Below are 15,049 nucleotides of genomic sequence, written 5' to 3'. Positions count from 1 at the left end.
GTAACATCCAATCTGTATTACTATAAATTTTTATATTTATAATAAATCACTGCGCCAATCATAATCATAGTAATCACTTACTTCAAACCAATTGAATTTTTTTATAACTTTATTTTTATTAATCTGATACATAGGTAGACATCCCTGATGAGGAATCATATAAACATTTCCTGTGCTCTTTCCTACTAGATAAGAACATTCATCAAAATAATATTCTTTCCCATCTTCCGATGTATTCATCACTGCAAATCTATAATAATTTTCCCTTAAAGCTCCTTTAAGATCCCATAATTCATAAATTTCATCATATGTAAAGTCTTCAGGTCCTACAAGAGTTACAAATTTACTTTTAAGTTGCTTATTTAAGAAGCCTCCATCGTTTACATATATTAAATTTTTTGCTTCTGAACTTTTAATTATATTTTCATTAGAACCTGTCCATTCTCCGCTTTTATTGACATAGTATCCATCAATAATCATATCTTTAGGCATTATTCCATAATGGTCCACATAATACCATTTATTATTAGATTTTATCCATTTTTCATTTTGAAGGATTCCATTTTGATTAAAATAATACCAATTTCTATCAATCAATTTCCACTGAGTAACATAATTGCCTTGATCATAAAACTTACATATACCATCTTTATTATATTTGAATTCTGCAGATACAGAAACAGAAGATATTGTAGTCATAAATAAAATTGAGACAAGTACTAAAATTGAAAGTACACTTTTGCTCTTCATAATAACCTCCCTAGATATTTATTTAATACATCTATTATATATATCTATTTTTATCAATTATTAATTATGCATGTACTTCCATAAATTAAGCTATTTTTAATAAATCATTTTCTGACAAAATTTATTTTTACCTATTTCCCCTTAATAAAAGATATATAAATATCGGAGTGTTAATAAAAATAGCTATGCCACATATTCTTATTAACTCATCAGGAATTTTAAATATAAATGCATTAACTGCCATAAAAAATAATGATATAATCATTAGGACAAAACTTGTAATAAATAATGCTTTATTTCTCATAATTCTTTCCTCCTTCTTTATATAACTTTATTTCATTATCGAATAAGATATTCAATAAATTACTATTTATTATTCATATAAAATAATAACATTTTTTACTGCAACCATCAGGAAACAATTCTTTTCTCATATCTTCTTTATAATTCTGACTATTTTTAAGTATGTGAAGTGCTCTTTTTAAATTTTTAACATCATTTTCTATATTATAAATTAAGTTTCCTCTTCCTACAACTTTAAGGTGTGTAACACCTGCTTTATCTAAATTGTAAAGACTACAGAGTCCACATCCATTCTCCCCTAAAAAATATCCTTTATGATTTTCATAAGTCTCACTCTCTTCATAATACTTTTCTAATTTTCTACTTACATTTTTAAAATGATTTGAATTCTTATAATTCTTTGCCATAATATAATCTATTTTACATAGATGGGACAGTTCATCACAATGAAGTGAACTACAAAAAGCTCCTGTATAATGACACCTTTCATTTAATATAAATGCCTCATACTCTAAATTTTTAACTTTATTTGACTTTATACATTCTTTCATATCACATATACTATTTTTTCTATGAAATATATATCTTTTTATATCAAACTGATTTAAAAATTCGATTGAAAGTTTATTGATTTCGGCACATTCCCCGCTTAAATGAACTTTAAAATTTAATTTTCTTTCTCTTAAATACAATAATAGACTTATATCTGCAATTATAAATTCATTAAATCCAATTTTGCAGAGTTTTTCAATTATATCTTCTATAATTTTATACTGCTCTTTAGGATAGTATGGATAATTTATTGTTATTGTAACAGGTACATTATATACATCTATCATTTTTTTTAATATTTTCATATCTTCATATGAAGTTACCTGAACGTTATAATAAAGAACTTCTCTTCTATTTAATGGGAAAAGGCTTCCATATTTCTTAGTCCACTCATAAGGAACAAAACCAATAAACATCTCATCTGCCCCTGCTTGTACAATTTTTATATAATCATCAATAAGACCAATTCCAGCAACTATTTTCATTTTATATTCCTTCTTTTATATAAAATTTAAAACTATACGATCAATACCATTTTTTAGATAATAATTAAGCTTTTCACTATCTTTTAAAATAGTATCATCAAAACTAAAAAGTGAGTTATATTTTCCTACCATTTTTAGATGTTTAGGATAAGAAAAGATATAATCTGTGCAATATTTAGGACAGTTTTTAACAAGTATCTGCTCTCCTCTATCCATTTTTGTACACATTGCATATAAAGGGCAATACTGAGAAGTATTTGTAATATAAAACGGCATATGAAGACTATGTTTTCCTTTTGGAATCTTAAGCTTATATAAAGATGTCTCAAATTCAAATCTTTTAATTCCATATTGTTTTAAAAATTCCCTATATAAAGGAACATTTAAACTATTTTCGGACAAAAGTTCTCTATTTTCATTAAACCCTTTTTTAAATATGAAACGTGGATCTTTTTTTCTCTTATTTAAAAGTATTCCTAAATTAATACTAAAAAAATCTTCTTTACCACATATTAGTTTTATCATTCCCCAATCATTTATAACTATTTCAACTTTTTTATTTGATTTTTTGCACCATTTATAAATTTTCTCTAATATTTCTTTATTTTTTTCTATATAACATTCTCTCATATACGTAAAGCAGATAGTTATATTAACTTTTTCTAATAAAGCTTTATTAAGCATTTTTAAAAGAATATCTTTTTTAGGAAACAAATTGTGGCAAAACTCATTTCCAATATATATTCTTGAAAATTTCTTTTTAAGCATACTACTAGAATATATATAATTATCTTCTAAATAATATTTAGTGAACTCATATATATTATTTAGAAGATATTTGTCACAAAGTTCATCTGTATTAATTGTACATGCAAGTTCAACATCTTTTAAGATATAATTAAATTTATCAAAATCTACATCTTTTATTAAATCTTTTTTCTGATCATCATAAAATTCATAGAAATCAAAATCTTTTTCTGCAGGATAACCAGTCATAACTTCTGAAAATTCATTTTCTTCTCCATAATTCTTAAGAGTTACATATCTTGAATAATCTCTAAAAATGAAGTTAACCATATTAACATAATTCTCATCATTTATTATTATTTTATATATATAATAAAATTCATTTTTATTTACTTTCTCTACTTCTATATTTCTAATTTCTATTTCCTGATACTTTGATTTTGAAAAATCATAAAAAGACATATTGATTTTTGTTATATTATCTTCAGCTTCAATTGTTCTAATAAAAATACCTCTAGAAGACATTTTCATTATATGAACTTCTTTATTATCTATAAAACAAGCTGCAAGTGAAGATGGAATGAAATTACATTCATCATTTTTCAAAATATCTCCCCCTATTCTAACTTATATTATAGTATTTAAGGAAAAAATGTCACTATATATTATTAAGAAAATAAAAAAAAGCCAGCCTATTTTGCTAGCTTTTTTATGTTTAAAATTACTGAGGATAAATAAGTCTTTCTTCAGTTATATTTAATAAAACATCATTAAGATATTTCTTAGCTAAATACTTTGCCATATTAAGATTCATATCAAGATAGTTTCCACAATCTTTTGGGGCTGCTCCAGGTACTTCTCCTTCAAAATCTGCAATAAATTTAAACATTTCTGTAACAAGTCCTACTATATCCTTTGATTCATAATCTCCACCTAATATTAAGTAAAATCCTGTTCTACATCCCATTGGTCCAAAATATACAGTCTTTTCTTTATATTCTTTATTATTTCGTAAAAAAGTTGCTCCAAGATGTTCTATTGTATGAACTTCTGCTGTATTCATTACAGGTTCATAATTAGGTCTTGTCATTCTTAAATCAAATGTAGTAAGAACATTAGACTCTAATTTATCTTTTCGTGATACATATACTCCTGGTAAAAGTTTTAGATGATTAATAGTAAAACTAGCTATTTTATCCATTTTATCGCTCCCTTATATTATTTAAGTAACTGTCTTTAACTGAGACGGCTTTACGTATATATGTTAACACATATACAATTTAAAATCATTATATTGATTTTCACTTTAAGATTTATATATTTTTAATTGTATTTATCATAGAATCATTTAATATTAAATTAACACCAAATGGATTTATTGCTACCCCTTCAACATTTTTGATAAGATGGCTAATATCTTCAAACGAAATAATATTACCTACATATTTCTTTTTAGAGTCAAATTTAATAAATTCAGCCCAGTCTGTAAATATAGGATAAAAACTTTTTCCATCTCTATTTTTTATTATTGGGAAATGAATAACACTATCTTTCTTAATTGTAGCTTCTGTATTTTTAGAATCACTTTTTTCTAAATTAACTCCTGTTGCATCCATAGGAATTAAATATTTTCCTTTTTTTATTTCTTTAAACATATTTATCTCAATCTTTTTATCTGCTTTTTTTGCACTTAAACATTCGAAAAAATAATTTATATTAAATAGAAGAAATGGATTTAAAATAGGTCTATTTACATACGGAATATCTGAAAAATCAGGCTTGTCTATCATATCAAAAAGGCTCATTTTTAAATCTTTTTCAGCTTTTACTACAATCTGCTCAATGCCGTTTCTATAAAAATCCTGAAAAAGAGAAATTCTTTCATCCTTTCTGTTCTTAATAATTTTTAATATGAACATATTTTTTGCCATACACTCTTCAAATTTCTTATAAATTTCTTCGCTTGAAAAAATATATGCTGATGCTTTTTTGTCATTAAAATCAACATAATAGTTTCTTATATAAGGACAGTATGCAATATATATTTCATCTTCATTTTTTAAACTCTCTACTATCTTTTTGTATATAACTTTATCATTATTATTTTTATAGTATTCCTCTATTAATTCATTAACACTCATAACAATTCTCCTATTATTTTTTTATTTATAAAATTATTATTTTTCTTTTACATCATTACTTTGTGATTCAGTAGCATCTTTACTTTTTTCTACATTTTGCACAGTATTTGAATTTGCGTTAATACTTTGCGATTCATTTTCTTCTACTTTTTTATCACTACTCTCAGAATCGGTATCTTTTTGTATATTTTCAGTTGCTTTTTTATCAGAATTTTGTGATGCACTAGATTGATTATTTTGCGTATCACTTTTTTGTTCATTTTCTTTTGATATATTCTTATCAGTAGTATTAGTTTTTTGATTTGTTTGTGTATCAGTTTGTACACTTGATGTATCTGTAGTATTTTTCTGTGAATCATCACTTTTAGGCAAAACATCGGAAAGATTAGATATTTTATTTATCATATGTTCTCCGATAGAAACTACTCCAAATACTACTATAAATAATAAAAATGCAGCTATAATTTTCTTTTTATTAAAATTTCCTAATAATGAAGTTTTTTTATTAACTTCATCATTATTACTTTCTATTTGTTTATTATTAAATTTATAAACTTTTTTGAATTTTTCTGGCGATCTTAACGCTAAAATTGGCTTAACATTATCATTTTTTGTGTCTTCTAAATATATAAAAGCTTTAAACTCATCATCTTTGCTTAAAAACGGGATTGATACATCATAAAACATTCTGTTATCTTCTATATCAAACTTTAAACCTTTCGTTATCTGCGCTTTTTCTATCCTGATTTTACTGCAAGATGCTTGAATATTTAAATTCAAATCATGAATTATTTTATTTGAAATATTTTTTATATCTACTACATATACTTTACAGTTTGATTCAATTCCATTTTTTAATTTTACTTTTTTCAGCGAACATACTATTTTTGATCCAAAATTTTTATAATAGTCTAATAAGACACCTGAAATAAATGATATTATTATAGTTATTATTGCTGTTTTCACAATGCTTAACATATCTATTTTTACTTTCCTTTCTGAAACTTGTTTTTACTGAATTTTATTATAGACTAGAGTTAAATAACAGTCAAATAATATATAAATCTAATAAATATTTATAATTATAAAATAAAAGAAAATGCTGCAATAAATTTGAATCATTACAACATTTTTTATTATTTGCTTCTTTATATTAAACTTTATCATTGATACTAATTTACATTAATGAATATATATCTGAAAATTCAATATTACATCTTTCAATTTTTGAATCAAACTTTTTATAATATTTATTTTCTTTACTATAAACTGTCTTTATTGGAAGTGTAAATTTTATTTCAGCACCTTCTTTAATATTAGTGTTCACCCAAATTCTTCCTCCATGAAGTTCTACAAGAGATTTTGTAAGTGTAAGACCCATTCCTCCACCCTCACAAATTCTTGTAAGTGAATTATCTACTCTTGTAAATCTGTCAAAAATTTTTTCTGAATCTTCTTTCTTTATTTTTATTCCGTTATCCCATATTGATACACAGATAATTTTTTTCTTTCTATCAGTATTTATCTTAACTCGTATTTTTCCATTTTTATTTACATATTTTAATGCATTAGATAATAAATTTAACATAATTCTTTCTATTTTATCTGTATCACACGATGTTACTACCTCTTCTTCATCTGTATCAAACGTTATATTGCTGTCAAAACTCTTTGCATATCTAACTACAGATGATACTGTTTTTTCAATAACATCTATAATATTACAGTTTTCTAGATTAAGCTTGCATGAACCCGAATCAATTTTATTAATATCTAAAATATTATTAACAAGCTTTAAAAGTCTATATGAGTTCTGCTTTATATATAACAAATTTTTCAAACTTTTTTCCGGTTCGTTGTTCTGAAGATACATATTTATTAACTGAACTGATGAAAGTATTATGTTAATTGGTGTTCTAAATTCATGCGACATATTCATAAAAAATTCTGTTTTTAAAGTTTCAAATTCCAGTTCATCATGTATTTTTTTATTTTCTTCTTCTAGTTTTTTTTGAAACGTTACATCTTTTCCAGTTAAAATAATAATATTATTATCATTTTTTGATGTAGCACTCCATTGTACTAATTTATATTCACCATTTTTACATTTAAATCTGCTTATTAAATCGTTTCTTTTTTCTCCATTAGTATTTCCTGTTTTATGTAAATATTCAAGAGCTAATTTTGTATCATCTGGATGAATTAAATCTTTATAATTATATTTAAATACTTCATCCTCACTCCATCCAAAAATATTAGTTATATTTTTACTCATTTTTATAAAAGTTCCATCTTTTTTTATTATAGACCATACATCACTTGCTGTCTCTAAAAAAGCTTTAAGTTCTTCTTTACTTTCTTCATTTTCGCGAGATACTTTTTCAAGTCTGCGTCTAATTTTAGTGTTTTTACAGATAATTCCAACTTTATAACATATTGATTTAAGAAAATCATCAGCTTCAAATTTTATTAAATTTTCATCTATATAATAAACGGCAATAAAGCCCATAAATTTTAACCCATATTTAATTGGAAAATACTTTATTACTCCTCTGTCTTTATTATTTTTATTAGAATTGTATGTACCTTTACATTGAGTACTTAAAATTTCATCATAATTTTCAATACCTCTTTTTTTAAAATTACGAATGCATTCTTTTACTTCAGGATACTTGTCTATATTTTCTCCTGTTTTTATAAATTCATATAATTCATTAGTTCTATCATTTACTAAATATACATTAATTCCGTCTGCTTTAATTTTATACTGAATGTTTTTGCACAGTGAAGTAAATCTCTTCTTAAGTTCATAATACGTACTTTCATTCTGATTTTTATCACATAGCATATCACTATATTCTAAAGAATTTGATTCATCTTCATAATAAAAATTATCATATGCTTTAAAAATGTTCACATTGCATTCATTAACTATACATGCAACATAATTATTATCTATAACTGTTTTATATAAATCATACCATTTACCATTTGTATCAGATTTTATTTCAGTAAAAATTCCCTTTCCTCTATTAATAACGTTATTATATACCTTTTTCATAATTTTAGCATCGCCTGGAGCAAAAACTTCATCAGGCTTTTTTCCTATAATATCTTCTTTATCTATTTTTAATGTTTCCAATAATAAATTATTTACAAAAACATACTCCCCTTTTTCATTTTGAAGAGATACTTCATATGGAAGGCTATTAATTAATTTCTCTAAATCTTCTAAAGAATATTTTTTTTTCATTTCGTTTCACTCCCATTAATGATCTTAAATAATCTTTTACAAATAATTGATTATTTAGTAATATTATATCACTATCCTTATATAAAGGATAATTAAAACAAAAAAGGATTAACAATATTTCTATTTTCTTTATATAGTAAATCTTAAGAATATATAGTTGCAAATAAAAAAAGTTCTATTAGAAAAATATCTAATAGAACTTAACTTCACTATTTTAAAAATTCAGGACCAGTTTTAGCATCATGCATAGTAGCCTTAATAAATTTAATAGATTCCTGAAGTTTTTTAGTTTCCCATTCATTTAACTCAACAGGTATTTGTTTTAAAACACCTTCTCGTCCAATTACACATGGCATACTTAAAGCTACATCACCATCATGACCATATTGACCATGAAGAGTTGTAGATGCAGGATAAACACTTCTTTCATCTAATAAAACTGCTTTAGCCATAGTGACTGCAGATTGAGCAACACCTGCATTAGTCCATCCTTTACCATTAAACACTTTATATGCAGCGCTTACTACTTCTTTTTTTACTGTATAAGGATCATTAATATCTTTAGATGATTTAAGATATTTATCTAAATCCTTAAGTGGAACACCTGAAACATTAACATGACTAAGTACAGGGAATGCTGTGCTTCCGTGTTCTCCCATCATATAACCTGTAACTGATTTTGGATCAATGTCATATACATCTGCAACTAATTTACGTAAACGTGCAGAATCAAGCATTGTTCCTGTTCCAAATACACGTCCCTTTGGATATCCAAATTCATTTTCAGCAATGTAAACCATAGTATCTAATGGATTTGTAATAAAAATTATAACTGCATCTTTTGTATACTTAGTAATTCCTGTCATAACCTCACGAATAACTTCACAATTTGTCTTAGTAAGTAGTGTACGATCTGGTTCTCCCGTAGGATCATTAGGATCTGGTATCATACTAGGTCCTGCTGCAACGATTATTACATCTGCATCCTTACACTGCTCATAGCCACCACTTGTAACATTTATGTTGTTCATGTATGTTAACGCTGTAGCTTGAGCTTGATCTAAAGCTTCACCATAAGCTACATTGTTTAAACTATCAATAACCCCTATTTCAGCAAACAATCCAATTTTCATTGCATCCGCTAAAACATATGAACCAACATGTCCAACTCCAATAACAACTAGTTTATTTTTATTCATATTGTCATCCCCAAACTTAATTTAATAAATAAACAATTATATAATAACATAAATAAATGATTAAAACAAATAAATTCATTTATATCCTTTTTTATGCAATAAAATTGTATTTTATCAAAAATAACGAGGAAATCTGTAAAAGAATCCTTCTTTTTGTATTTCTAATTTCTTAATTTTTTTTGTATAATTTCTTATATCTTTAAAGTTAACATATTTTATATTAGTTGATTCCGAGATGCTTCTAATATTTTTTAACTGATCATCTAATAAAATTCTAAAGCTTGATAATGCACATATAGCACCATATCCCCATGATACATTAGGATAAATGATATTCGCTCTATCTCTATTTGCACCAATTGCCAAATAATATTTTAGTCTTTGACCATATAAATATAAATCATTTTTATCTACTATTCCCCACTGAGAAAATAAACCACAAATTCCTGAAACTTGTGCTGCTGCCATAGAAGTCCCTGTCTTTTTCCCGTATCCACCCCCATTTAGAGGTCCAATAATATTCTCACCTGGAGCTACTATATCAGGTTTTATCAAACTCAAATCTAAACTTTCTCTTCCCCTTCCAGTAAACGTAGATAATGTATTTGTTAAGGAATTATAACTTCCAACTGAAATTACATTTTCAACTGTAGCTGGTATTCCCAAAGTATTTGTCTGAACAGGATCTAAAAATCTTGTTTTAGGATTTATTCCTTCCAGTACTGGAAGCCATATATAAAATACTCCAGTGTCTCTACCATCTGATTTAACTTCTATTTTCCAAGTTCCTTTGACCAAATAATCAGATACTATTGGAGTAAGCATTATTTGAATCTGACTTACTAGGTTAAATGGTTTTGGTCCTGATATAAAAATACTATATCTATCACTACTTATATTACCACTATAATATCCTTGACTTATATTTATGAACCCGCTTTTTTGACCACCTGGTCCAATTATATTTATCGATGCATTTGGAAGTACAGATTTATACATATTAATTGATATTAAATTTTCATCACTTGAAATATTAAAACTTCTTACTTGAGTATTTTTTATTATTCCTGATGTATAATGTCCAGCATCTCCTTCATTTCCAGCTGCCACTACTATAGTAACTCTCTCTAAATTTGCTATAGCACTAATATATTGTTCTAAGAGACTTGATCCATTATGCAAACCATTATTTGTACTTAGACTTATATTTACTACTATTGGCATATTAACTTCTTTACTCTTATCTATTAGAAATTTAAGCCCTTTCATTATATTTGAAGCCAGCACCCAATTTCCACGTCCAGATTTAACCATTATTATATATGCTTCTTCTGATATACCTTTATATTCATCTGGTATACTGCCTCCTGCACATGCTTCACCTGCAACATGGGTTCCATGTCCTGTCGTATCGTTTTCAGGTACAATTTCAGAAGGATCATCTGATTTTATTGCTTTATCTATATCGCTTTTAGAATAAACTGCATTATTAGTCAAATCATAAATATATAATATTCTGGTATTTCCTTCCTTATCCATAAAAGCAGGATGCATATAATCTATCCCTGAATCAATAAATCCTACAATAACATCTTTTCCTGTCAAATTATATTCTGCACTGATACCCTCTTTTTGCCTTAAATCTGTTTCTTCAGTAATTTTTGACTCATATAAATTCTGTGGAAGCTCCATATACTGAATTTCATTAATTTTTGCAAGATCAAATATTTTTGTTATAGGTATATTTACAATTGCAAAATTAAAATCCAAATCAAAAAAATTACCGCCCAATTCTTCTACTAAAACTTTTATGCTCTGTGCAGAATATCTATACATTATAATAATTTCTATTTTTTCATTATCAGAATTAATTTTCATTTTCTTTAATATTTTATCTAATAATATATCAGGTACATTACTAAGTAGACCAATTTCTGCATCAATCTTATCTAATATCTTATTATTTTCAGCCACTATAATCACCCTCTTAAAATAAAAAATAATAAATTACATTAAATTTTTAAACATATTTAATATATTTAAAATGCCATATCCCCAATGAGCATTCGGATACATATCTCCATTTCTACTCATAACTCCTCTTGCTAAATATGTTTTTAATGTTTTTGAATACATATATGGATCATTATTTTTAAGTACACCCCATTCAAATAACATTGCACATGCTCCAGAAACTATACAGCCTGATACGCATGTACCATTTACAATAACATTTTTATTTGAAGGAGCAATAGTAAGAGCATTAACCGCACCTGCTGCAACATCAATAGCATTTATATAATTCTTACTAAAAGCCATTCCAGAATAATTTACCATATTATTATTATTCTGATTATATCCTGCAACTGTAACAGAGAAATCAGCATTTCCAGGATTAGCTATTGTTCCATACGTATCCGCTGGAGTAATACGCGTATCAAACTTAGTGAGACCTGTTTGAGAAATCCATACATTAAAGTTTCCATCTAAAACTAGATTACCAAATAATCTTATTTTCCATATTCCAGGTTGCAAATCATAAAATTGAATTCTTATAAGTTCATCGCCTGATAATTCCTCAGGAATGTGATATGCCACTTTCATTATTGTTTTTTCAAAAACAAAAGAATACGTATTTGTAACATTAATTAATGAGTTAATAATTCCACTATTTTCTCCAGAAGGCGAAACAATTTCTGCAGAAATTATATTAGGTGCATCTGCCCAAATTTCAAGCCATAATTTTTTTTCGCCAGGAGACACATCTAATTCAACCACTTTAATTTTCTCTTCTTCAGTTATATTTCCTGAAGCATGACAATCTGTTATTCTTTCATTTCCAGTACATGTTACAACAACAATTTTTGCATTCATTGATATAAAATCTATATAATAATCTAATACTCCTTTTCCTCTATGGTTCCCTAAATTAGATCCAAATGGCATATATATAACTAAGGGTTTATTTGTTTTTAATGAATATCTATATAAAAACTGTAATGCAGCATAAATAACAGTTACATTATAAACAGGTATATTTATATCATATGAAGCTTTATAAGAATAATCCTCCATCATTTTTATTGATATGAAATTACACTTTGACGCAATACCTTTTAATTGTTCATCTTTTCCAGTGGCTCCTATAAGTCCTGCCATTTCAGTTCCATGTCCAATAATATCTTTACTATCTACTACCTTATATGGATCTCTTCCTGCCTTATATTCATCAATTGCTCCTTGTATCTGATTCTTAGTAAATACCTTTCCAAATGGTATATCTATATCATAATCATTACTATTTGAATCAATAGTTTGATCCCATATTAAATTTATTCGTGTATTATTATTTAAATCCATTAATTCTTCATTTAAATAATCTATTCCAGTATCAATAACTGCAACATCTACACCTTCTCCAGTTAAATTTAGTGGAAGATCTATTTGAAGAAACTCTACCTGAGACGCTTGAACTGGAGATATTTGTTCTAATGTATACATTTCAGGTAATTTTAGATAAACAATTGTTGATGATTTTAAATCCTCTTCAAGTACCTCTATTTTATCTTTCGGTATCGATAAAATTGCGAAGTTATCATCAAGTACAGTAACAATAAAAAAAGGATGATTAAGAAACTCTTCTTTAATATCTCCTATGTACTGTACAAGATAATGATAATAAGATAAATTCTTAAATATATTTCCATCTACAGATTCTTTTTGCATACAAAACCTCCAATAAACCTTTTAGGACTCCTAATAAATAAATTATTTATAAAATACTCATCATACTCCAATTCATTATCTAATACGTTTGATTTAACTATACTATCTATACCCCTTGTTCTATAGAGTTTTGCAATTATATTAAATACTCCAAGTAAATTAAATTCTCCATACCCCATTTCTTTATTTGGATATTTATATATATCATTTCTTGTAGCTCCGTACATCAAATAACTAATTATCTTTTTAGAATACATAGTTGGATCATTACCTTCTACAATTCCCCACTGCAAAAGAAGTGCACATGCACCTGCTATAATTGCTGATGCTGCGGATCCTCCTGATAATAGGCTTAATTGTCCTGAAGATTTTGTTGTTAAAATATTTTCACCTATAGTTGATATATATGGTGTTATACCAATAGCATTAGTATTTACATTTGTATTAAATCCTTTTCCTGAAGATGATACTATTGTATTTTCACTTCCAAAATAGCCAACAGAAATAACATTACTTGCTGTAGATGGTATTGTAATTGTACTCTCTGAAGTTGAAGACAAAAAGATTAAATCTTTTGGTAAAACATTGTGTGGAGGGAGCCAAATATCATATCTCCCATTAAGTATATATTCTCCTATAAGCATTATTTTCCATATGCCAGATTTTAAGTCTCTAAAATCGACTTGAATTACATCATGTCCAGTAAAATGATCTGGTGTTCTATAAGATACTGTAAATTCTGTTCCAGTAAACACAAATTTATAATTTTGAACTTTATTTATTTTAGGCTTAATTATTTTTGATGATTCATCAGTAGGAGAAATTATATTAATAGATGCTTTATTTGGTTTTTGTAGCCAAATATTTATCTTAAGTGATTTAACCTCCCTTGGAACTTTTAATTCTTCAACAGAATAATCTTTTGATGATTTTATATAACCGACTACATGTCCTTGCGAATCACCTTCGTTTCCAACTCCAGATACTAAACATAATCCTCTTGTCATCCCTAAAGAATTTACATATCTTGATACTAAGCTTCCACCATCATGTCCTCCAGTAGTTGCTCCAACTCCAATATATATAACCATAGCTTTACTTTTCAGCTTAAAAAATTCTTGCTTTATAAATTCTAATCCAGCTATTATTTCAGAGATATTATATACTGCTACATTGTATACTTGATTTTGCTCAAGACTTCTTTTAAAATTTGTTGATTCAAAAAGTTTTACAACAACAAAATTGCATCTATTTGCAATTCCTTGAAAATAATTTGTCTTTCCAAGCGCACCAATTATTCCTGCTACCTTCGTTCCATGATCTCGTTCATCTTTTGATGGAACTATTTTATATGGATCTTCATTATTTTCTTTTGCTTTAATCGCTTCATTTATCTGTTCATTAGAATATACAGTTCCTATATATGGCTTATTAGGAATTTTTTCTGTTGTTTCATCTTCGTAACTCTGATCCCATATTTTTAATATTCTTGATGTATTATCTTCATTTATAAATTCTTCATTTAAATAATCTATTCCCGTATCAACAATTCCAACAGTAACATCTTTTCCATTAAGATTTAAATACGGATTAATTTTAATATTATTTATATTATCTACATAACTTGGTGAAATATCTTGCAAAACTGCCATAATTCTATAATCTATGTATATTATAGAAGGAACATCCCTTAATAATCTCTCTCTATCCACTGGAAACATTGCAACTACTCCCAATGTTTCATTTATTACATCTCCAACTGCGTAATCAATTTTGTCAATTTCTTCTTTAAAATTTCCACGATATTCAATTAAAAAGTTCTCTGATAATGGATTATAATATAAATCATTATTCGACATTTAAAATCCTTTATAATTTGTTCATATAATTATA

The 15,049-nt window shown here is 26.4% G+C and carries 12 protein-coding genes; all 12 read right to left on the bottom strand.

Translation table 11 applies throughout. The features are described 5' to 3' along the window. Nucleotides 1–36 precede the first annotated feature (36 nt). The 12 genes from MTX53_RS05280 to MTX53_RS05225 all read right to left on the bottom strand — a co-directional run bounded on the left by MTX53_RS05280 (nucleotide 37) and on the right by MTX53_RS05225 (nucleotide 15,015). Nucleotides 37–750 carry a hypothetical protein gene (locus tag MTX53_RS05280; RefSeq protein ID WP_244835209.1) on the bottom strand — a complete coding sequence of 238 codons (714 nt, stop codon included), beginning with the start codon at nucleotides 748–750 and terminating at the stop codon, nucleotides 37–39. Nucleotides 751–877: 127 nt separating this feature from the next. Further along, nucleotides 878–1,054, bottom strand: coding sequence for a hypothetical protein (locus MTX53_RS05275; protein ID WP_244835208.1), 177 nt, complete (start codon nucleotides 1,052–1,054; stop codon nucleotides 878–880). 73 nt (nucleotides 1,055–1,127) lie between these two features. Further along, nucleotides 1,128–2,090, bottom strand: a complete 963-nt coding sequence (locus tag MTX53_RS05270; protein WP_244835207.1) for a U32 family peptidase — start codon at nucleotides 2,088–2,090, stop codon at nucleotides 1,128–1,130. A 15-nt stretch (nucleotides 2,091–2,105) separates the two neighbouring features. After that, entirely contained in the window at nucleotides 2,106–3,443 is a 1,338-nt protein-coding gene (locus MTX53_RS05265; protein ID WP_244835206.1) for a hypothetical protein, read from the bottom strand. 115 nt (nucleotides 3,444–3,558) lie between these two features. Then, entirely contained in the window at nucleotides 3,559–4,038 is a 480-nt protein-coding gene (locus MTX53_RS05260; protein ID WP_244835205.1) for an S-ribosylhomocysteine lyase, read from the bottom strand. Between the two features lie 112 nt (nucleotides 4,039–4,150). Next, complete coding sequence (locus tag MTX53_RS05255) at nucleotides 4,151–4,978, bottom strand: SseB family protein (protein WP_244835204.1); 828 nt, start codon at nucleotides 4,976–4,978, stop codon at nucleotides 4,151–4,153. Between the two features lie 36 nt (nucleotides 4,979–5,014). Next, on the bottom strand, nucleotides 5,015–5,956 hold the full coding sequence (locus tag MTX53_RS05250) for a hypothetical protein (protein WP_244835203.1): 942 nt from the start codon (nucleotides 5,954–5,956) through the stop codon (nucleotides 5,015–5,017). A gap of 199 nt (nucleotides 5,957–6,155) precedes the next feature. After that, nucleotides 6,156–8,231: an ATP-binding protein gene (locus MTX53_RS05245; protein WP_244835202.1), complete on the bottom strand. Its 2,076-nt coding sequence runs from the start codon at nucleotides 8,229–8,231 to the stop codon at nucleotides 6,156–6,158. Nucleotides 8,232–8,440: 209 nt separating this feature from the next. After that, nucleotides 8,441–9,430 carry an L-lactate dehydrogenase gene (locus MTX53_RS05240; protein ID WP_244835201.1) on the bottom strand — a complete coding sequence of 330 codons (990 nt, stop codon included), beginning with the start codon at nucleotides 9,428–9,430 and terminating at the stop codon, nucleotides 8,441–8,443. Between the two features lie 114 nt (nucleotides 9,431–9,544). Further along, complete coding sequence (locus tag MTX53_RS05235) at nucleotides 9,545–11,404, bottom strand: S8 family peptidase (protein ID WP_244835200.1); 1,860 nt, start codon at nucleotides 11,402–11,404, stop codon at nucleotides 9,545–9,547. A gap of 33 nt (nucleotides 11,405–11,437) precedes the next feature. Beyond that, a complete protein-coding gene (locus tag MTX53_RS05230; RefSeq protein WP_244835199.1) occupies nucleotides 11,438–13,156 on the bottom strand; it encodes a S8 family peptidase in 1,719 nt (572 codons plus the stop codon). After that, nucleotides 13,138–15,015, bottom strand: coding sequence for a S8 family peptidase (locus MTX53_RS05225; protein ID WP_244835198.1), 1,878 nt, complete (start codon nucleotides 15,013–15,015; stop codon nucleotides 13,138–13,140). The genes MTX53_RS05230 and MTX53_RS05225 overlap by 19 nt, the downstream gene beginning before the upstream one ends. Nucleotides 15,016–15,049: the final 34 nt, after the last annotated feature.

The organism is Clostridium sp. BJN0001 (genome assembly GCF_022869825.1).
GTDB lineage: Bacteria > Bacillota > Clostridia > Clostridiales > Clostridiaceae > Clostridium.
The sequence above is the reverse complement of the archived record's forward strand: the minus strand, read 5'-3'. Positions and strand labels throughout refer to the sequence as shown.